This is a genomic window from Achromobacter pestifer (assembly GCF_902859625.1).
In the GTDB taxonomy this organism is placed as follows: Bacteria; Pseudomonadota; Gammaproteobacteria; order Burkholderiales; family Burkholderiaceae_B; genus Achromobacter; species Achromobacter pestifer.
In genome coordinates, this window is record NZ_CADIJX010000002.1 from 1,074,539 (window position 1) to 1,096,750 (window position 22,212).

At 64.7% G+C, this 22,212-nt stretch carries 1 protein-coding gene (running past one end of the window); it reads left to right on the forward strand.

The window, feature by feature from the left end; genetic code table 11:
* Positions 1–22,212 carry part of the coding region annotated (locus HV753_RS11735) for a DUF4347 domain-containing protein (RefSeq protein WP_175174605.1) on the forward strand (this coding region is incomplete at its 3' end). Its footprint extends 6,000 nt past the window's final position, so 22,212 of the 28,212 annotated nt are shown.

A 22,212-nucleotide genomic window follows, 5' to 3' on the forward strand; every position in this document is an offset into this window, starting at 1 on the left:
ATGAGCATGAAGAAACTGGCGCGCAAACTTTGGACCGGCCGTTCCTCCCGCGAGGTGCAGCAATCCTTGTTCCGCAGGCGGCCTCTCTTCGAGGCGCTGGAGCGCCGCTATCTCATGTCGGCCGACCTGCTGGTTCCGCCGCCGCCTCCCGCGAGCGATCAAGCGCCCGTGGTGGCGCCAGCCAATCCGGCCGCAGGCGCGCACGTCCAGGGCAAGACGCCCAGCGCGCCGGGCTCGCATCCCTATCTGGTCGAGCGCGCGGCCTTCAAGGCGGCCACGCAGCACAGCGAGATGGTGACGCTTGAGCAGTACGCCAAGAACAACGCCACGCGCCAGGGTGACGCCAAGGCATGGCTGCCCGGCCAGGAAGCGAATCAGGCCAAGGCGTCCGCGCTGGCCGCGAACATTCCTGGCTACACCACGCAGTCCGAGCAAACGCCGGTGCGGCAGATCATCTTCGTGGATCCGGCCATCGATAACGCCGAGCAGATCGTGCAGGGCCTGTACGGCTTGATCAGTGGCAAGACCGAAGGTCTGGACGGCCTGGTCAAACCCACGGGCGAGGGCCCGCAGGTGCAGGTGCTGCGCAGCCACGACACCGAGATCATCGTGCTGGACGGTCGCTACGACGGCGTCGATCAGATCACGCAGATTCTGGGGCAGCACAAGGATCTGGCCGCAGTGCAGATCATGAGCCACGGCAGCGCCGGCTCGTTGACGCTGGGCACGGCCACGCTGGGCGAAGCCCAGCTTGATACGTATAAGGAACAGTTGCGCGCCTGGGGCGATGCGCTGTCGGAAGACGGCGACATCTTGCTATATGGCTGCAACGTGGCCTCTGGCCGCGGCGGCGTGGCCTTCGTGGACAGCCTGTCCGCCATCACGCGCGCGGACGTCGCGGCAGCGACCCATACCGTCGGCAGCGCCGCCTTGGGCGGCGACTGGACGCTGGACTACCGCAAGGGCGTGATTGATGCGAACACGGTGACGGTAGCCAGTTGGAACGGCGTGATGGCCAGCGCCACCGGCCTGCAAAGCGGCGGTTCGACCTTGCAGGGCGTGGCGGTCAACGACCATCTGATCGGCTACGGCAGCGACAACACCTTTGTCTTCAACAACAATTCCACGTCCGCCGTCACGACGATCGAAGTGCGCCAGGGCATGAAACTGGACAATGGCGTCTGGGTGCGCAATGAAGACGACGAGAACAGCAACAACACGCTGGACTTCTCGGGCATCAAGGGCAACGTCACGGCCATCATCAGCAACAACGACGCCTACCAGATCACGTATTCAACCGTCGATGCGAACGACAACTGGACCCAGCACACGGTCAACGTGCTGTTCAAGTCGGCCGACGGCACGCAAAGCCTGAAGATCGGCGACAAGACCTTCAACCTGATCGGCACCGCCCTGGACGGCAAGACGCTTCTGGACTACAGCGGCTATGCAACCGGCATCACGGTCGATCTGTCCGGCCCCACGGCAGACGCCAATGGCGAAGAAGTTCCGCCGCCGCCGCCGACCGGATTCGGCTACGTGCGGGCGATCAGCGCAATCAAGGGTTCCACGCAGGGCGGCAACAAGATCACGGTGGTAGGCGACACGACCGTCACCATCAATAGCGCGCAGGACATCATTACCGGCAGCGGCGGCGGCAACACCTACATCGTCGCGGGCGGCACTCTCGGATTCACCCTGACCCAGCAGGCTGGCCAAAGCGGCAACACCCTGGACCTTTCCCAATTTGGCGCCGACGTGACGGCCCGCGTGCAGACCGGGGGCGGCGTCAGCGTCTTCCTGGGCGCCGGGCTGGCCGCAGACGGCAGCATCAACAACATGGCAGGCGCGACCGCGCTGGTCAGCAATCTTGATGTTCAGATGTTCTTCGGCGTGGCCGGCAAGACCACGCTGGACTACTCGGCCTACGAAGACAACGTCACCGTCAACCTGAACTTCCAGGACGGCAATACGGGTCTTTACGACGCCAGCGGCCTGGCGGGCGTGCTGAACATCAGCAATGTCATCGGCGCGGGCGGCAACTACGGCAACGACATCGTCGGCAGCCTGGGCGACAACATCATCACCGTGGCCAACAGCCGCGGACAAAACCGCATCAGCGGTGGCGGCGGCAACGATCTGGTGATCGGCAACCTGGCCATCGGCGGCGCAACCGAATACATTGCGGGCGTGGAAAGCAACGCCACGCTTAGCGGCGACAAGACCTCGGCCACGTTGACGAACACGCCCGTGGGCGCAGGCACGGTCGCGACCGTGACCTTGCGCGGCGTGAACGCCGTGACCTTGCAGGACTATCGCACCATCGACGCCGCCGCGGCGTTGAACACTACCTATCATGCGGGCACTGTCGTCACGCTGGACGGCACGAACTATCTCGGCGATCTGACCTTGATTGGCAGCGCGGGCGCCAACGTCCTGCGGGGCGGTCTGGGCAACAACACCTTCACCGGGTATCAGGGCGCGAACGAACTGTGGGCCCAGGCGGGCTCGCTCAGCAATACGCTGGACGAAAACGGTGAATGGAATTTCACGCTGACCAACGCGCAGCTCACCGGTACGTATGCCACTGACGGCACGCCATTGGCTGCCGGCCTGGCGAACCCGTCGCTGGTCAATACCTTGCATGGCGTGTTCGGCGACGCGCGGCTCAATGGCGGGCTGGGTTCGACGCTGATCGATGCGTCCGCCTTTTCCGGCAATACGGTACTGGTCAGCGGCCTGATGGCAGGCGGGGTCATCAAGTCTGGCTCTGGCGCCAACACCAAGCATCAGGTCCTGCTCTTGGGCGGGCGCTATGCGGTCACGGGCGGCACGGGCGCAAACGCCACCACCGAACTCGTGGTGGCCGCTGATGGCCTGACGGGCATCGATGGCGCGGACTACGTGACGCAGACGGCGGCAAGTGGCGGCGTGGGTTATGTGTCGTTCGAGCAGACCGGCGGCACCACCTGGATCAAGCGTGCGGCCGGCGAGACCTTGGCCACCGCGTCGACTTACACCGGAATCACCAGTGCCCGCGTCGTCAGCGGCGAATACGGCAATTGGATCGACACCTCGCGCTTTGCGGGGCAGGCCGTGCTGGACGGCGCGGCCGGCTTGTCCAACTACTTCGTCATCAGCAACGCCTACGCCACCCAGGTGATCGGTTCGGCCGGGACGAACACCATCGAGCTGTCCACGGGCGGCAAGAATGTGACCCTGGACAACAGCCAGGTTCGGATCAGCCAGGGTGGCGTCAATATCAACAGCGCATTCACGAATGTGAATGACTTCCGCTTCGTGGTGCAGGGCGGCAGCGCCAACGTCGTCGACACCCGGGCTTTCACGGGTGTGACGACACAGACCTACCTGTCGGACTTGACCACGGGCTATACGCCGGCCGAAGGCCCGGCGCTGGCCTTCCTGTTCCCGAACAAGGGAAATGCCCGGGTCGATGTCGGCCTGGAAGGCGTGCGCACCATTCAGGACCTGCTGGACGCAATCAGCGCCGGCATCATGGTCGACGCGGCGGGCGTACCGCTGCGCGTCGCCGTGGGCGGTCCAAACGCGGGCAAGCTGATTCCCAGCACCGACACCACCACGGCGTGGGATTACCTGTACGCCTTGACCGCCAGCCTGGACGCGCAAGGGCGCTTGCAGGTGACCTACAGCCAGGACGCGATCGCGGCAGGCTTTACCGGCGCGTTCGCGCTGGCGCCCGGCATGCAGGCGGCGTTGAACGCGGACGGCACGGTATCGAACTCCACCGTCAGCTTGTCGGATGCGGCCTATCAGCTGGGCCTGATCGCGGCAGGGCAGATGCAAAGCAGTTCCACGGGGGCGGGCGTGTTGACGGGCGCGGTGCTGGCCATCGGCCATCAGACGCAGTTTGTGCTGGCCGGCGCCAATTCGACGATCCATTCGGGCGGCGGCGACAACACCTTCGTGGTCAATTACGGCCAGCAAACGCTGAATACCGGAAGCGGCAACGCCATCAACGCGCTCGCTGGCGCACGCAATAGCCTGGTGGTCAACACCAGCCTGGGCGCCGTGCTGTCGAATGGCAGCGTGTCGTACGTCGATTCGGGTGGCGCGTCTACGGCAAGCGTGAGTTACGCGGCGGGTTCACTGACCGACGCCACGGTCATCGCGACCAACACCAGCGGCTCGACCACGCTGGACGCCACGGCCTGGACCAAGCCGGTCACGCTGGCAACCAGCGGCGGGTACGACACGCTCAAGGGCAATACGAATCAGGTTTCCTTTGTGGTGACGCAGCCGGCTGACACCAGTGCAGGCACGGTCACGGTGTCGCTTGCGTCGAACAGCGGCACGGGCAATAGCGTGCAAGTCATGGCGTTGGGCGCCGGGACGGACCTGTCGCGCCTGATCTCTTCCACGGGCGCGCTTGCAGGCGTGACGCTGGGCGCAAACACGGACAAGCTCGACTACGTGCTGGATATCGGCGACGGCACGCTGGACCAGGCGCTGACCGTGACCGGGCGCAATGTCATCATTCGCGGTCAGTCCTATTCGGTGTTGCAGAACATCACGCTGGACGCGGGGTACGCCTTGCGCCTGGAAGGCGAGAAGATCACGGTAGGGGCCAATAGCGGCGCCAACATCGTTCTGGCCGCGGGCGCGGTTGAATTGGCGGCGCAGCGTTACCGGCCTTGGCGCAGCGGGTTTGCCCAGATCTACACGCTTGAAACCGCCATCACGATCAACAACGCGACGTTGTGGGCCAAGGATACGGCGGGTTCCGGCGTCAGCCTGACGACCAAGATCGACAGCAAAGACTACGATCTGGACCCGCTGATCAAGAACGGCGCCAATCAGAGCGGCGTGCTGGGTACGCTGGCGGGTGGCGTGAATTCTGCCTTTGATGCCTTGATGAAGTTCCTGGACGGCGCCAGCGCCATGGCGTCCTGGGCCGGCATCACTTATCAGTCGTCGATCAATGTCGGTACGCAGGCGCGCTTGGTATCCAATGGCGACGTGACGATAACGTCCACGTCGTCGGCGACGGTCACGCTGAGCCCGCTGGTGGCCAAGATCGCGGGCATCGCCGTGGGCGTGTTGCAGAACAGGTCCACCATTGACGTGCAAGGCACGGTGATCGCATCCAAGGCCATCACCATCAAGTCCGAAGTCACGAACGAAATGGCGATTGCCTTGCTGCCGGGGCATATGGGCGCCGTGCCCGCCGTCATCGGCGTGGGCGTGGCGGTGGTGATCAGCGAGTCCTCGGTGCATATCGGCACCGGCGCCAGGCTTGAAACGGGCCTGGCCCATAACGTGGACCCGAATACCGGGACCGTCAGCAACGTGGGCGGCGACGTCACGATTCAGGCGATCACCAACCACAAGAGCACGATTTCGATTTCGGCCGCAGGGGCGATGGCCGAAAGCGACGACACCAAGCCAGTGACCGCGGCCGACGGCAAGATCGATCCGTCCAAGGAAACCGGCCGGTACAAGGCCAGCTATGCCAAGGTCGGCGTGGCCGTCGGCTTTGCCTATAACCAACTGACCACCGAAGCCTTCATGGACGGCACGGTGGTGACGCGCGACGCGGGCAAGGTGACCGTGGAGGCGAAAGCGCTGGATACGGGCAGCGCCATTGCCGTCAAGACCATCCTGGGCGGCCGCGCGGCCACCGGCAGCGATTTCCTGACGTCGGCGCAGACCGAGGCCAAGAACGCAGCAATCGCCAAGACCGTGACCCCCGTCGTCGGCGGAGCGGTCAGCGGCCTGGGCACGGGCGCGCAGTACGTGAAGAGCTTCTTCAGCGCGTTGGTGTCGGAAAGCCGGGGCGGAAAATTCGGCGACAAGATCAAGGAAATCAAGCAGGAAAAGGATTTCGAGGATCGTGCCAAGTACGACTCGGACATCCAGAAGGAAATCGACAACCCCTCCACCGAATTCCAGATAGGCGCGGCGCTGGGCATGTCGATGAGCAACATCACGACGACGGCCCGCATTGGCAACGGTGTGGTCGCGGCGTCGGTCAGCACCATGGGCGGCGACGTCGTGGTGAATGCGGTAAGCCAGTACAACACCAAGCTGACGGTAATGAGCGGGGTGGATGACCAGGCGATCGCGGACAAGCAGGCGTTCCTGAACAAGAAGAACAACCTGACGACCAACCAGCCCGAACGCGCGGCGGGGCCGGATGGTTCCGACTTTGGCGCGGCGGCAGCCGTGGTCATCGGTATCGACAACGTCAAGACCCAGGCGACCGTCAACAAGCTGGCCAGCATCTCGACCCAGGGCGGCGATGCGGCGGTGACGGCCAGCACGTTGAACCAGATCGATCCCAACAAGCTCTGGCTGGTCAATCTTTACGCACCGTTTGACGGCATCGACACCAAATGGAAAAACGCCGACGGCACCACGGCGAAGATGTCGGTGGCGGGCGCTGCCGCCGCGGCCTTCCTGAATAATCTCCAGGCCACGCTGACCAGCACGGGCGGAATCTCGTCCAGCTTCAGCAGTTGGGCCAGCGCCACCGCCAAGAGCAAGAAAATGGCCTTGTCGGGCGCCTTCACGGTGCTGGTGCAGGACACGCAGACGCAAGCCAACGTGGCAGGCAAGATCAACACGACCTTGTCTGGCGGCGCGGCGGGAGACGTGACGGTTGAAGCCGAAAACTCGTCGCAACGCCTGAATCTGGTGGGCAACATCATTTTGCCGTCGGTATCCATCGGCGGGGCGAAATCGCTTCAGAAGGCGGCTCCCCGGGACGCCGCCGAAGGCCGGTTCAGCTATGGCAAGGATCTGGTCAAGGGTTTCCTGACGCCGAAGTATCAGGGCTTTGATTACGGCAGCAGTTCGAAAGAGGGCTCGGCAATTGGCGTGTCGGTCTATGTCAACGCCGCCACGCACACGACGCGCGCCGTAGTCAGCGACACGGCCGAGATCAATACCGGCAAGCTCACGGTCGATGCCAACAATGAACTGATCTCGGTGACGCTGGGCGCGTCTGGCGGCCAGGCCAAGACGCTGGCGCTCAATGGCGTGGTGCTGGTGAATTCCACCAGCGCCACGACCTTGGCGCAGGTGGGCCAGGGAGCCACGGTCACGGCCGCCGGCGCGGCCGCCATTCAGGCGACGGATGCCACCTGGGTCGGTACGGTGGCAGGCGCCGCCGCAGGATCGCAGGCGGTGGGCGTGGGCATGAGCGTGTCCATCAACGACGTCAACCGCTGGACGCAGGCGCTGATCGGCGACACGTTGCGCGTGTCGGATGGCGCACCCACGGGCTTGCCGGTAGGCGCCTTTTCAGCGGGGTCGCTGTCGATCCGAGCCGAAAACAAGGGGTTCATCGGCAATCTGGCCGTGGCCGGGTCGCGCGTGTCCAGCCCGGTGGCGGGCGCGGGCGGTGGCACCGGTGCGGGCGCAGGTGGCACGGGTGGCGCGGGGGGCACGGGCACCAGCCTGACCGACCTCAAGCTGCCCACCGGCCAAGGCAGCGCCGTGCCGGGTGGAAGCAGTTCCACGCCGACGTCCACGGACACTGTGGGCACCAAACTGGATGCGCTGAGCGGCCAGGTGACCCAACTGTCGCAAGACTCGGGCGCGGCATCGGGCAGCCCGGCGCCAGGCGGTTCGTCTGGCAGCCAGCAAGCCAAGACGGGCGTGGCGATCTCGGGCGCCGTGGCCGTCAACATGGTCAGCGACTTCGCGCAAGCCTATGTGAATGCCGCCGGCATGAAGATCACCATCGGTGGTGATGCCGACATCACGGCGCTGAACAACACCCATGCCTTGGCCTTGTCGGGTTCGGCCGCCTTGGCGCAGTCGGATACCGCCAAGTCCAACGTGGGCATCGCGGGCGCTTACAGCATGAACATGCTGGGTGGCGAGGCGCGCGCCGAAGTGCTGGCCGTGGGCGAATTGGTGGTCGCGGCCGATCTGGCGCTGGCCGCGCGCCGCACGGGCGTGGCGGTGACCATTGCCGCCGGCATGGCGGGCGCCAAGGGACAAAAGGGCGTTGCGGTGGCCGGCTCGGCAGCCGTTGGCGTGGCGGACTACGCCAATATCGCGGTGCTCAGTAACGCGGCCAAGGTCAGCGCGCGCGACGTCACGCTGGAAGCACGCGATCTGAGCGTGCTGGCCACGGTGGCCGGCGCGGTCGCCAGCTCGGAAGGCAAGGCGGGCGTGGGCGCGGCGATTGCCGTCAACGTCAGCACCAGCAATGTCGAGGCAGGCATCCGCCAAGTGACGGAACTGCTGTACACGGGCCGCGTCGATGTGTCGGCGCAATCCACCCAGGTGGTGGTGGGCTTTGCCGGCGCGCTGGGCATGGCGCGCGATGGCGCGGGCGTGGGCGGATCGGTATCCGTCAACGTTGTCTCGAACCGCGTTGACAGCTATGTGATCAACAGCAAGGTCAGCCTCAGTGGCGTGGCCGCTGGCAATCACGATGTGAACGTGCGGGCGCTGGACCAGACCACCCTGGTGGCGATCACCGGCGCCGCGGGCGCGGGCAAGAAGGCCGGCGTGGGTATCGCCGTCAGCTACAACGAGATCGGCAACGCCGTCATGGCCGGCATTCAGGGCTCGACCGTGGACACGGGCGGGCTGGGCGCCGTCAATATCACGGCGGAAGATACGTCGTCCCTGGGCGGCGGTGCGGTCGGCGTGGGCGTGGGCATGGGCGACGCGAAATTCGCGGGCGCGGGCTCCATTCAAGTCAACCGCGTCGGTTCGGCGGTGGCGGCCTATGTGCTGCCCAGCCGTGACGGCAATGGCGTCGTCACGACGCGCAGCGTCATTGACGCGACGGCGCTGACGGTCAAGGCGACCGAAAATAATACGCTGGTTGCGGTGACGGGCGGCGTCGCCGTGGCGGCCGGCGGCTCGGTGGCCGTGGGCGCTTCGGTCAGCGTCAATGAATTCAGCTCGCGCACGAGCGCGCTGATCGAATATGCGGATATTGACGTCGGCGGCAAGGTCGACGTGTCGGCGCATTCGTCGCCGCTGCTGGTGTCGGTGGGCGCGGCGGGCGCGTTGGCCAAGAAGTTCGCGCTGGCCGGCGCGGTCAACGTCAACATGATGCGTGGCGCAACCGAAGCCCGCATCAGTGACAGCACCATCAAGGCCGGCAGCCTGGCGGGCTTCACGGGCGACGCCGTGCGGGTCAATGCGTCAGACGCCTCGGCGCTGTATGCCATCACGGTGGCGGGCGCGATTGGCACGCAAGGCGCGGCGGTGGGTTTGGCCGTGGCGGTCAACATCATGGGTGGCAACACGGCGTTCGACCGCAATTTGCTGACCTTCGATAACGGCACCCTGGCCGATTCCGGCGCAGCGGTCACGACGCCAACGGTGGCCGACAATGGGGGCGCGACGACCAACCCCAAGGTCATCGCCGCCATTCAGCGCAGCGACGTGTATGCCAAACAAGGCAATGTGAACGTCTTCGCCGGCCTGGTGGATCCGATGGCGGCGGGCGGCAATGCCCAATTGGGCGGCGGTGATCAACTGTCCGTGGGCGCCAACGACATCAAAGTGAACCAGGGCGGCAGCACGCTGACCTTCACGGGCGATGCGGCAGCGGCCATCAATGGCACGCAGGACACTAGCGGCAACGCTGGCATGCCGGCGCAAACCGGCAGCACGGGCAATGAGTTCTCGGGTTGGCAAACCGGTGACGGCGTCTACCTGAGCACAGGCGCCGCCAACATCAAGCTGGCCGACGGTTCCAGCCTGCGCAATGATCGCGTGTACTACGTGATCCGGCGCGAGGCCCCGGACGGCCAAGCCATTATCCAACTGGCCGATAGCCAGGAAGATGCGCTGCGCGGCAAGGCCCTGCAATTCGGCAGCGTGACCAATCTGGCGGCCATCGGTTTTGCGCACGTGCGCATGCAGGACGCCACCAGCGTGAACTTGCAGCCATTCCACGGTGTGGACGCGGCCGTGACGCTCAACCCTGCCAACAATACCCTGACGCTGACGCAGCCGTTCGCGGGGGTGCAGGAAGGCTCGGCCATCGTCTACAGCGGCTCCGTCGGCAGCAATGGCCAGATCGAAGACGTGCTGGCCAATCGCATCCTGGCGCAAGGCAAGGATGTGCTGAAGGTCGGCGTGACCTATTACGTGGTCAATCTGAGCGCGGATCAAACCTCGTTCCAGCTGCGTGACGGCCAAGGCAACCTGATTGATCTTGGCGGCGCATCGACCACCGGCGGCTTGCAGCGCTTCAGCGTCAACAATCCCGCAGGCGCGGTGTTGAACGCCGATGGCAGTTTGACGCTGCCCAAGGCGCATGGCCTGGCCACGGGCGACAAGGTCGTCGTGAATCTTGCGGCCAATGGCGTGCTGACTGGCCTGGCCAATGACGGCGTGTATGTGGTCCAGGTGATCAACGGCACGACGTTGCGTTTTACCGATGTGAACGGCGCCAGCGTGGCGTTGTCCGCATTGAGCTATGTGTCGGAATTCAATGCCGGCACCAAGCGCTATGACTATTTCCTGACGGATGCCAGCGGCAACAAGGTGCTGGACGCCCAGAACAAGCCGATTTCGGTGAACCCCGACGCGATGGTCGCGTTTACGCAGGTGCAGCTGGAACAGCAGACCTCGCAGACAACCACGTCCACGGGCAGCGACGGCACGCAGAACACCAGCATCACCCAAGGCACGCCGACCAATGCCGTCTTGACGGCCGGGTCGGTCAAGACGCAGGTGGCGGGCGAGAACAGTTTCCAGTTTGCCAACGACGCCGGTCTTGCGACGGGTGACGTGGTGATCTACCGCAGCCAAGGCACGGCCATCGAAGGGCTGGTGGACGGTCAGCGGTATTACGTCATCAATGCCTCGCAAGGCGGCGCGTACCAATATCAGTTGGCCAGTTCGCTGGACAATGCCCGCGACGGTATCGCCGTGCAGCTGGGCGCGGCGACGGGTGCAGGCGGCATCACCTTGCAAAAGGCGGTGGATCGCATCACCTCTGGCGGTCTGATTTCACTGGACATCGGTTCGCTGACGCAGGGCCATGCCCTGACCAACAGCATGTTGAGCATCACCGTGGCTGGCGCCGGGGGCAAGTCCCTGGGCGGCGCGGGGGCTATCGGCGTGAATATCTCGCGGGCGGACGTCAGCGCCATCATCGACAACACGGGTGCAACGGCCGGCCAGAAGGTCTTGGCCGAAGCGGGCGCGGTGTCGGTATCGGCGCAGGACGCCAGCCGCATCGTGACGGCGACGGGCGCGTTGGGCATTGCGGTGACGCAAGGCGCATCGGCGGCCATCGGCGCGTCGGTGGGCGTGGCGGACATGCGCAACAACGTGCGCGCGGCGATTGCGTCGGCCACGGTCGAGGCGGAATCCGTGCAGGTCCGGGCCGAAGAACGTGCCAGCATCTACAACGTGTCGGTCGGCTTGGCTGGCGGCGCGGGCGTGGCGGTGAGCGGCTCGCTTGCCGTCAATACGATCCAGAACACGGTGCATGCGCAGATCCGCGATGCCTCGGTAACGGCAACGTCGGGCGATATCCGCATTGCGGCGCGCGACATGGCCAGCATCGCGGCGTTGGCGGGCAACGTGGCGGTGTCGGTCGGCGGCCGGGTGGCTGCGGGCATGGCATTCGCGGTCAACCAGATCTTCGATACGGTCTATGCCGGCGCGGTGCGTTCGTCGCTGTCCGCGGCGGGCGACATCGTGGTGTTGGCCACCTTCGCCAAGCCAGATGACCTGTCTCCGGGTTTGAATGCGCAGATTTCCGCCATGGCGGTCAGCGGCGCGGTGGCGGCGGGCGGCTCCGGCGCCAACGTGGGCTTTGGCGGGTCGGCCGTCCTGAATTGGATCGCCAATACCATCACGGCCGAGATCGGCGATACCGCGGCCAATCAGGATGTGGTGGCAGACGGCGATATCGTGGTCCAGGCCAGTGACGAATCCACCATCAATAGCCTGGCAGGGGCCGTGGCCTTGGGATTGGGTTCGCAAGGCGCGGGCGTGGCGGTGGGCGCCAGCTTGTCCTACAACTATCTGGGTGGCGCGCCAGCGGGCAATTCGCGCGAGCATTCGATTTCCGCCCTGATTCGCGACACGCAAGGCGCGGTGCGCGGTGCGCACGTGCAGGTGGCGTCGCTGTTCAAGGGTGAAATCCATAACGTCACCTTGGCGGGCACCGTAGCGGTGGGCACGGCGGCGGTGTCGGTGGGCGGCGCGGTGTCGATCAACCGCGTCAACAGCAAGAATGAGGCGGGCATCCGCAATGCACGTCTGGTCGAGGCGCTGTCTTCAAGCGGCGCACCAGGCGTGGCCGTGCAGGCGCGTGACGATGGTTACGTGCTGGCGGTGGCCGGCGGCCTGGGCGTGGCGGTATCGCCGGGCAGCGGGGCAGGGATCGCGGCCGGCGTGTCGGCAACCGACAACGCCATCAACAATCAAACGACGGCCTATATCGACGGCAGCGCGATCAACGACGGCAGCCTGCGCACCCAGATCGGATCTGCCAATGGCATTGCCGTGGATGCGATCAACGACTCGCGGATTGTGTCGGCATCGATCGGCGTGGCGGCGGCGGTGGCCGTGGGGCAGGGCTTCGCGGGCGCAGGCGCCGGCGCGGGCAGCGGCAACACGATCGGCGGGTCGGTCCAGGCGACGATCAAGAATGTGGACCCGGTGACGGGCAGCTTCGTCAACGGCGATGTGCGCGTCAATGCCGAAAACACGGGCAGCATCGTGGCCGTGGCTGGCGCGCTTGCCGTGGCGGTGTCGGCGGGCGGCATGGGCGCGGGCGCGTCCGTGGGCGTGTCGGTGGCCATCAGCAACATCAGCACCGTGGTCAAGGCGCTGATTGACAACTCGGTTATCCGCGCACGCGGCGGCAACCAGGGCGTGACGGTGTCGGCATCCGACAGGGCCTCCATCACCGCCATTGCCATTGGCGGCGCGGTCAGTGTCCAGGCCGGCAGTGCAGGCGTGGCCATCGCGGTGGGCACCAGCGTGGCGGTCAACAAGGTCTTCAACACGGTGCACGCCAATATCCAGGGCGGCAGCATCGAAACGGGCGGGACCAACTTGAAGGTCAGCGCCTCGCAGCAGGCTGACATCTTGTCGGTCGTGCTGGGCGCGTCGGTGGCGGTGTCGGTAGGCGATAGCGCCAACGCGGCCATCGGCGGAGGCGGGGCGCTGGCGCGCAACGTCATCTCGGCCAGCGTGCAGGCAGGCATCGCGGACGCGGTGATCAATACATCCGGCACGGGCGGGACGCTGGGCGCGCTGGACGTGCTGGCGCTGGGTCTGTCGCAGATCAATGCCGTGGTGCTGGGCATGTCGGCCTCGGTGTCGGTCAGCCATTACGCTGCCGCATCGGCATCCGTGGGCGTGGCGATGGCTGAAAACGTCATCGGCTACGACGTCAACAGTGCGGGTCAGGTGGTGGCATTGGGCGCTGGGCGGCCAGTCAATGAAATCCTGGCTTCCATTGATGGCAGCACGGTCACCGCCGGTGTGGTGACGGTGAATGCCAGCAACGTGACGTTCAAGGCGGACGGCAGCGTTGACGAGCAGCAGAGCATCGATGCGGTGGTCGTGGCCGGCGCGGTCGCGGTGTCGGTGGCCTATGCGCCGCCCATCGTGGATGGCGCCAGCCTGGCGGTGTCGGGGGCCGGCGCCGGTGCGCGGGCGGTCAACAAGATCAAGACGGGCATCACTGCCCGCATTACCGATTTGAACCAGGCGCATGCCTGGAATGCGGGCAGCGTGTCCGTCATCGCGCTGGATCAAGCGCGCATCGACAGCACCATCGCCGCCGTGGCGATCGCGGTGGCGGTGTCGCTGGGCGCGACGGCGGCGCTGTCGGTTGCCGCGTCGCTGGCCCAGAACGACGTGGGCAACGACACCTTGGCCAAGGTGGACGGCGTGAACTTTGCGGGCGCGTCCGCGATCACGGTCAAGGCAGACAGCAAGGCCACGATCAATACGGTGTCGGTTGCGGCTTCGATCGCCGTGGGCGTCGGCCTGGGCGGCATCTCGCTGGCGGGTGGCGGCGCGGATGCCCGCAACGTGATCAGTTCCTCCGCCGTGGCGGTGGTGAACGGCTCGCGCATCAACGGCAATGGCGCCAACGCGCTGACCATCGATGCCGACATGAGCGGCACGATCAAGGCCACCGTGGTGGTCGCCAGCGTCGCCTTCACGGCGGCCGGCGGTTCGCTGGCCATTGGCGCATCGGTTGCCGAGAACGAGATCACGGATGCGGCGGGCGCACGCGCCAGCCTGAGCAATACGCAGGTCTCCAATCTGGGGGCCATCAATGTCACGGCCGACACCGTCCAGACCCTGGAAACCGTGGTGGTCGCGGGCGCGGTCGGCATTGCCTACAACGGGGTGGCGTTGGCCGCGGCGGGGTCATCGGCCTCCAACACGTCGCGCGCGGTCACGCGCGCCAGCGTCGACGGGCTGACACAGATTGATCCCAATGTGCGCGCGGCGGACAGCCTGAGCGTCAAGGCGTCGAACACGTCGACGTTGAAGGCGACCGCGGCGGGCGCCAGCCTGGCCGGCACGGCGCAAGGCCTGGCACTTTCCGTGGGCGTGGCCCTGGCCAGCAACAAGGCCCTGGGGGCGGTCGAGGCGTCGGTATCGAATTCCACGCTGAAGTCTGGCGCCAACGCGCAGATGACGCGCGTGACGGTGGGCGCCGAGGACAAGACGACGCTTGAGGCCAAGGCCATCGGCGCGTCATTGGCGTTTGCGATGCAAGGCGGTTCGCTGTCCGTGGGCGCATCGGTAGCCAGCAACATCGCGGCCGTGAGTGTGAAGGCCGGCGTGTCGGCTTCGACGCTGAGCGTATCGGACAAGGTGGCGGTGTCCGCCCTGGAGACCGCTGCGCTGGACGGCGTGTCGGTGGCGGCATCCGTGGCAGCGGGTTTCAGTGGCGTGTCGGTCAGCGGGTCGGGCGCGGAAGGCACCCATATCGCGGCCAACGAAGTCAGTGGTTTCATTGATGGGTCTGACATCACGGCGGGGACGGGGGTGTCGGTCAAGGCCGACAACACCGCCACGATTTCGGCGGTGACGGGCGCGATTTCGGTCAGCGCCACGGGCGCGGGCGCCGCGGCAAGCATCGGCGTGTCGATCGCGAAGAACACCTTCGGTGCCTATTCGGGCAATGGCGTCACCCGCACGAACAGCGCGCTGGCCTATATCAACAACAGCAACATCACGGTGACCAAGGGCAATGTCGAGGTGCTGGCCACCTCCACCGAGACCCTGACCAGCGTTAATTTCGCCGGTAGCGTCGCAGTGGCCGGCTTGGGCGGTTCGGCCGCAGGCTCGGGCGTGGACGTGACCAATCGCTTTGCGACCCGTACCACGGCGTATATCGACAATTCGGCCGTGACCGCAGGCATGACGGGTGGCGCGGGCGCCATCACGGTGCGCGCGCAAGACACCAGCACGATCCTGAAGTCCGGCGCCTATGGCGTGGCGGTCTCGGCCTCGTTGCCCGTGCCGGGCTCGTTCGGCTTCAATCTGGCGCTGGCCGTCACCTTGGTGGACAGCGAGGCGGCCAATACCGTCAATGCGTACATCAATACCGTCAGCGGCAAGGACATCGGGGCGAACGACGCCGTGTCGGTGCTGGCGCTGGAACAGACCAATTTCAAGGGTCTGGATGCCGTGACGGCGTCGGTGGCCGTCGGTGGCGGCATTGCCGCGTCGGGCGCGGGCGTGCGCGTGACCAACAACACGCGCAACAATGTCAGTGCCAGGATTTCAGGCCCGGGCAAGGTCGGGTCGCTGGGCAAGGTGGAAATCAAGGCCGACACCAAGGTGACCGCCGAGATTGACCTGACCCAGGTCAGTGTGGCGGTGGGCGTGATCGGCGCGGCGATTGGCGTGGGGATTGCCGAGAACATTGCTCGCGACACCACCACGGCAACCGTGGACGGCGCCAATGTCATGGCACCCGTCGTGGACATGAATGCGCTGGTCAGCGTGGATTTCAGCCAAACCCAGACGGCCGGCGTTGCCGCCACCACGGGCTTGGCGGTCAACGTCAACAAGGCCTTGGTGGACATTGGCACGACGACGCTGGCACAAGCGACGAACGGCGCTTTGCTGCAAGGCATATCAACCACCACGGCCGGCCTGGGTATCACGCCGGGCATGATCAACATCAATGCGCAGGGCACGTATTACGGCCGTGCCTATTCCAAGGCAATCACCGGTGGGGTGATCGGCGTCGGCGTGATGAGCGCCGAAACCATACTGAGCGGTTCGCTGAAAGCGTCGGTGGATAACGCGACGCTGCAAGGCGAGATCATTGGCATCACGGTGGGAGCCACCACCGACCGCAACGGCGAGGCCGGTCTGCTGGCCGAAGCCCGTTCGCTGGAAGTGGGCGGCGTCACGGTGTCGATCGATAGCGCGACCCTGACGACGAATCTGGATGCGGGCATTCAGATTGGCAACAACGCACGCATCGACGGCACGCTGCTGAGCATTACCGCCAGCCAGGTGCAGTCGGTCGATGTCAAGATGGATGCAGGCACGATTGCGCTGGTGGCCGGCCGGCAGGGCAAGATCGACGTCGATGTGGGCGGCAAGTCCAGCATCGACATCAGCGGCGGCGCACAGGTGATCGGCAACAAGCTGGATATCCGCAGCAACAATACCGTGCGCGGCACGTCCACGCTAAGCGGCTATTCGGTCAGAGTGGCTGGGGCCGACGTCAGCAAGCACACCGTGGACATCAAGCCGGAATCGACGATTACCATCACCGGTGCACGGCAGACGGGCGACACCATCGATTCGGCGGGGATGACCGTCGTACAGGCGCGTGGCAATTTCCAGACCCCGGGCATGTTGGACCTGGTGGCCACCAACGACATCATCTATACCCAGCGCAACAAGATCACCGGGGTGTCCGGCGTATCGGTCACGCTGTCCACCAATAAGCTCAGCACCGACGGCGCGCTGTCCAAGGTCAAGGTCGAGGGGGCGTTCCTGCGCAATGCGTTTGGCGATGTGGTCATGGCCGCCAACACGCGGGGCGTCACCACGACCATCAGCGACCTGCTGGTGGTAGCAGTTTCCAGCTTCAGCAAGTCCGACAGCAATAATGATCTGACGGTGCGCAACGCCATCGAGATCAATAATTCCTCGATCGAAGCTGACAGCATCCTGGCCCTTGCCGGCAGCGGCAAGGCGTCAGACCCGTTGTCCACCGGTTATCTGCTGGCCAACGACAATGTGTCGTTCACGCTGGTGGGCATTGCTCAGATTCCGGACGTGGATAGCGGCGCCAAGGCGCGTCAAATCAATACCGTCCTGATTGATGGCGTGGCGGGCAACGGATCGCTGCTGAAGGCGCAGCGCAACGTGCGCCTGGAAACCAATCCGTCGAAACTGGACCAGGCCCATGTCAATGGGTCGGTGCAGGTGATTGGCCTGAATCTGAACCCCACGGCGGACCTGGCCGATGGCGTCGTGGACACAACGTCCAGCAAGGTGGCTACGGGCAACCTCACGCAAATCATCGCCGGCGTGAACAACGCCGCCAATTTGTTTGTGATTCCGGCCGAACTGTTGGCCCAGCTGGCACTGGCCGGCTTGACCCTGCCCACGCAGTCGAACCCGTCCGTGGCGTTCGACCCGAACTCGCCCATCGTCAAGGCCATTCTGGAAAAGCTGCTGGGCGCGGGCAAGACCAGTCTGGATGGCGCTGCCGGCACCGTCAACATCGACGTGCGCTATGAGCTGACCGCCTTCCGCGCCGAAGACATCAAAGTCAATGTCACGACCGGCATGGTCGTGAAGAAGGGCAACGATTACTACTACTACAACAGCCTGGACAGCCGGGATCTGAACCTGGCGACGGAGAACTACAGCAACGGTTACTGGCTGCGCAATCCATCGCTGACCCAGGAACAGCGCGACGACGCACTGAGCTGGGATTTCGGCACGTTTGCCGCCGACAAGGTCGGCAGCATGTACTACGTGTTGAAGACGGCCGACATCGCGCAGCCCACGCTGCGCTACGGCAGCCAGCAGAACATCATCAGCGAGCAGATCCGCACGCTGACGGTGATGCAGGCGCAGCATGCGTCGGACGCCCAGGCCGTGGCGCGTTACCAGGCGAACATCGCCGCGCTGAAACAACAGTTGCAAAGCATCCAGATGACGACGGTGGTCAATGGCCAGATCCGCTATCTGGATTCGTTCAGCACGTTCTATATCGACGTTCCCGATATGTACGCATCGGGCGGTTCGGTCTACATCAGCGCGACCGACGTCACGGGCGTGAAGACGGCCGGCATCGACGCCCGCGCCAACACGCAGATCAACATCGTGAACGATTCGCCGATGTTGATGAATGTGAACGACGCGGTCGTCATGGACGGCACGATCATCCGGCCGGGTTCGGATGGCCAGTTGAAGGTGTTCAAGACCGGGCACCTGTATATCAATGACGTGTCCGTCAAGGGCGCGTCGGGTTCTGATCTGGCGGAAGTCAATATCAGCCAGATCCGCAACACTTGGGCAACCGACCCGTTCGGCGGCGCACTGGACAGCGAAGTGGCCGGCATGTTGAAGAACGCGCCGGTGGACCTGAGCCTGCTGGGTTCGGTAGTGAACCCGCTGGGCAAGGTGTCCGTGATCAATACGCTGGGCAGCATCAGTGTGTCCGGTACGATTCAGGCCGTCAGCCTGGATATCGTGGCCAAGGGCAACTTCAGCCTGCAAAGCGAGGGCTGGTTCAATACCGGATCGGATCCCACGCTGCTCAACGATAGCTGGTCCAACGTCATTCTTGCGCTGAAGAACGGCGGCAAGAGCACCGGCATCAGCGACACGATGCAGAACGTGCTGCTTGCATGGAACTCCACCAAGCTGGATCCGTTCACGCAGTACCTGAACAACAACTCGGCCGCACGCGATTCGCGAATCTTCGCGCTGGGCGCCGTGAATATCTCGGCGTTGACGCTGAATATCGACGGCAAGATCCAAAGCGGCCTGACCGATGCGTACATCCGTATCGACAGTTCGTTCCGCGGCGACCAGGACAAGGCGCTGCAAGACTACAACGGTTACGCGGTCACGGGTGTGGCGTTCAGTGCCGACGGTTCGTTGAACCGGTACGGCGCCATCACCGGCCGCTTTGACTACGCGACGCAGACCATCATCCTGGATCCCATCCGCCTGGCGGGTGGCAGCATTTCGCTGACGGGGCAGATCGTGTCGGTGGGCAACGGCAACCTGATCGTCGCCAACGGCTACGCTTCGGTGCATATCGACAACCAGACGACCTACGCGCTGGTCACACACGATATCGACGTCAGCACGTATCGCCGGGGCCGCATCGAAATCATCGATACGGCGCGCGGTCAACGCGACCTGTATGAATTGCAGGGCGTCGATAACGTCGTGCATACCGTCTGGAACAAGTTCGTGCAGGTCACGCCGACCAGCGTAGGTCAGCCGGATTGGATCTGGGTCTATGAAGACGCGGGAACGGCGCGCACGACGGCTGGCAAGGCGCTGGAATCCGGCACCCTGGCGGCGGGCCAAACGCTGAATTTCAGCTACAAGCCGCAAGCTGGCCAGACGATGGTGTGGGTGATGGGCTGGAGTTCCGGTGAAACCACCACGACCACCTATACGACCAAGCGCTTCAACCTGTTTGGCGATTGGGATCCCCTGGGCTGGCTGACGGACAAGAACACGACCAAGTCCGGCCCGGTCACGGTGTATGAGACCCCAAGACCGGTACTGGTATCGACGGTTGTCGCCTACAACGGCGCGGGTTCCGTGCCTGACACGCTCAAAGACCAGTTGAACGCCGGCGGCAAGCTGAACGACGCGCTGCTGCCGACCACGATCGAAGGCAGCGGCACTCAGACGCTGGTGCAGGACGTCAACGGTTCCATCGTGGCGCCGGATGGCACGCGCTACAGCTTGTCGACCACAGGTGGCGAAACGCTGGACCCCAACGTGTTCACCGTGGCATACCGCAAGTTCAACACGGGCGTGCTGGTCCGCAATGACGGCCCGCACACCAGTGGCGGCGGCTGGCTGCGCACCAAGACCACCACGCTGACGCAAGTGGTCGAAAAGAAGCAGCAGGAATTGTTCACGTTCTACGTGCCCGCTTCCCAGCAAATCACGCTGAGCTTCATGGGCTCCAGCGTCAACGAAAACGCCATCTATATCCGCAGCAACGGCAATGTGACGCTGGCGGGCAATCTGATCGTCGGCAATGGCAAGCAAGTCCATATCGAAGCCGTGTCGGCGTCCAAGCCGACGTCGATCACCATGCAAGGCGAAGTCGGCATCATGGCGCGCGATCCTGATGGCAAGATGCCGTCGGGCGCGGGCGCGCAGGTCAATGTCGAGGCGATTGCGCTGGGTGGCGCGATCAACCTGAACATCATGGGTTCCAACGGTTTCACGCGCGCCGAAGCCCGCAACGACATCCGCCTGAGCTATTTCTCGGATGGCGGCAACAGTTCCTGGGCGACGCTGCAAAAAGTGGCGTCCTCGGCGGGCACGGTCTATATCGAAGCGCTTAACGGCATCTTCACGCATGCGTCCGCGGGTAGCGACACGGTTGTGTCGGGCAACCGCATCGAACTGAATGCGGGCTACGGCGCCATCGGCACGGCTTCCCAGGCGCTGACGGTCCATGCGCGGCAGGGCTTCGCGGCCCAGGCTGGCCTGGCCGGCGGCCCGGCCGGCGCCGACAAGAGCATCTACCTGGCACAGAATGTGCTGAACGCGGACCTGGTGCTGGTCAAACCGGTCAATTGGTCCAACCCGCAGGCGTCGGTGTTTGCCGAAATGGGCAGCGTCAACATCACGCTCAACGGCGGTTCGCTGCTGGACGGCGAACTGGCAGACACACGCACGGCCACCGAAAAGGCCTATCCGACGGTCACCGCCAAGATTCTGGCCGACCTGAGCGCGCAACTGGCGCAGTACGACAGTTACTGGTCGGGCGTGCGTTCGTTGCAGACGGCGACCATCACGCTGGGTGGCGTGGGCACGTTCCTGAGCACCCAGGCCGAAGGCGGCCAATATCTGGCCATCAGCATGACGGCGGCGCAGTATGCGTCCGCGCTGAAGGCGGCGGTGGAAGATCACCGCCTGGTGCGCCTGGCCTACAACAACAGCCTGAACGGCAACGCTCGCACTGAAATCCTGGGTTATCTGACCCCGGGCGCGGACTTTGGCGTGGGCGGCGTCTATCGCTTCTCGTTCTCGGTGTACGACCCGCTGACCGGCTTGACGGCGGCGCCGGCATCGCTGGCGGCGCTGGGCTACACGGCCGGCAGCCAGGGCGTGCTGTACGGGCCGGCGTATGCGCTGGCCACCGGTACCGACGTGTCCAACGCCAACCTGCCCATCACGTTCACGTTGCCATCCGGCACGTTGAACATGCAACAGGGGTCCGATACGCTGCGCTTGTCGCTGACGACAGCCATGCTTGAACAGTTGACGGGGCTTTCGTTCGGCAACGACTTCTATGCACAGGCCCTGGCCAAGCTGCGTACCTTCACCTATATCAAGGTGGGCAATCAGCAGTTGCTGATTGATCAGATCCTGCCCACGCAGACGAACACGAACGGCAACTGGTGGGGCACGCCCAGCTTCGACACGATCCTGATCACGCTCAAGTCCCCGTATGTGGGCGATCTGACGGTGACGGACGCGACCGGTCATCACAACCTGAACATTGTGCTGGGCAACGCTGCCGGAGAAGCCGGCGCGGGCAGCTATACGGGTACCGCGAATACCGTGGCACCCCAGGTGCCGGCCAGCGGCCAGGCCGTCGGCAGCCTGCCTGCGGGCGACGTGGATATCACGTCGACGATCATTTCGGCGATTGATCAATACAACCTGGCGAATCCGTCGGCAATGATTCCGGTGGGTCCGGGTTCGCTCTACCAGAACCTGGTGGGCTCGCCTACGCCACCGGCATCGGCGTGGTCGGTGGTCGAACGTACGGTCACGTCCAACAAGGTGTCGCTGTCGGCGGCGCAGTTGAACCTGAATGTGCCGGGCAACATCACGACGGTCCAGGGATACAACGACTGGATGAATGCGGCGATCAATGGTCTGGTCGGCAGCATGATCACCTTCACCGTGGACGGGGTGGAATACACCCGTCGCGTGGAATCGCTGAACCTGGTGCTGGCCGACGGCTCGCCGGCGACCTCGCTCAACGGCGGCGGCCAACGCTACGTG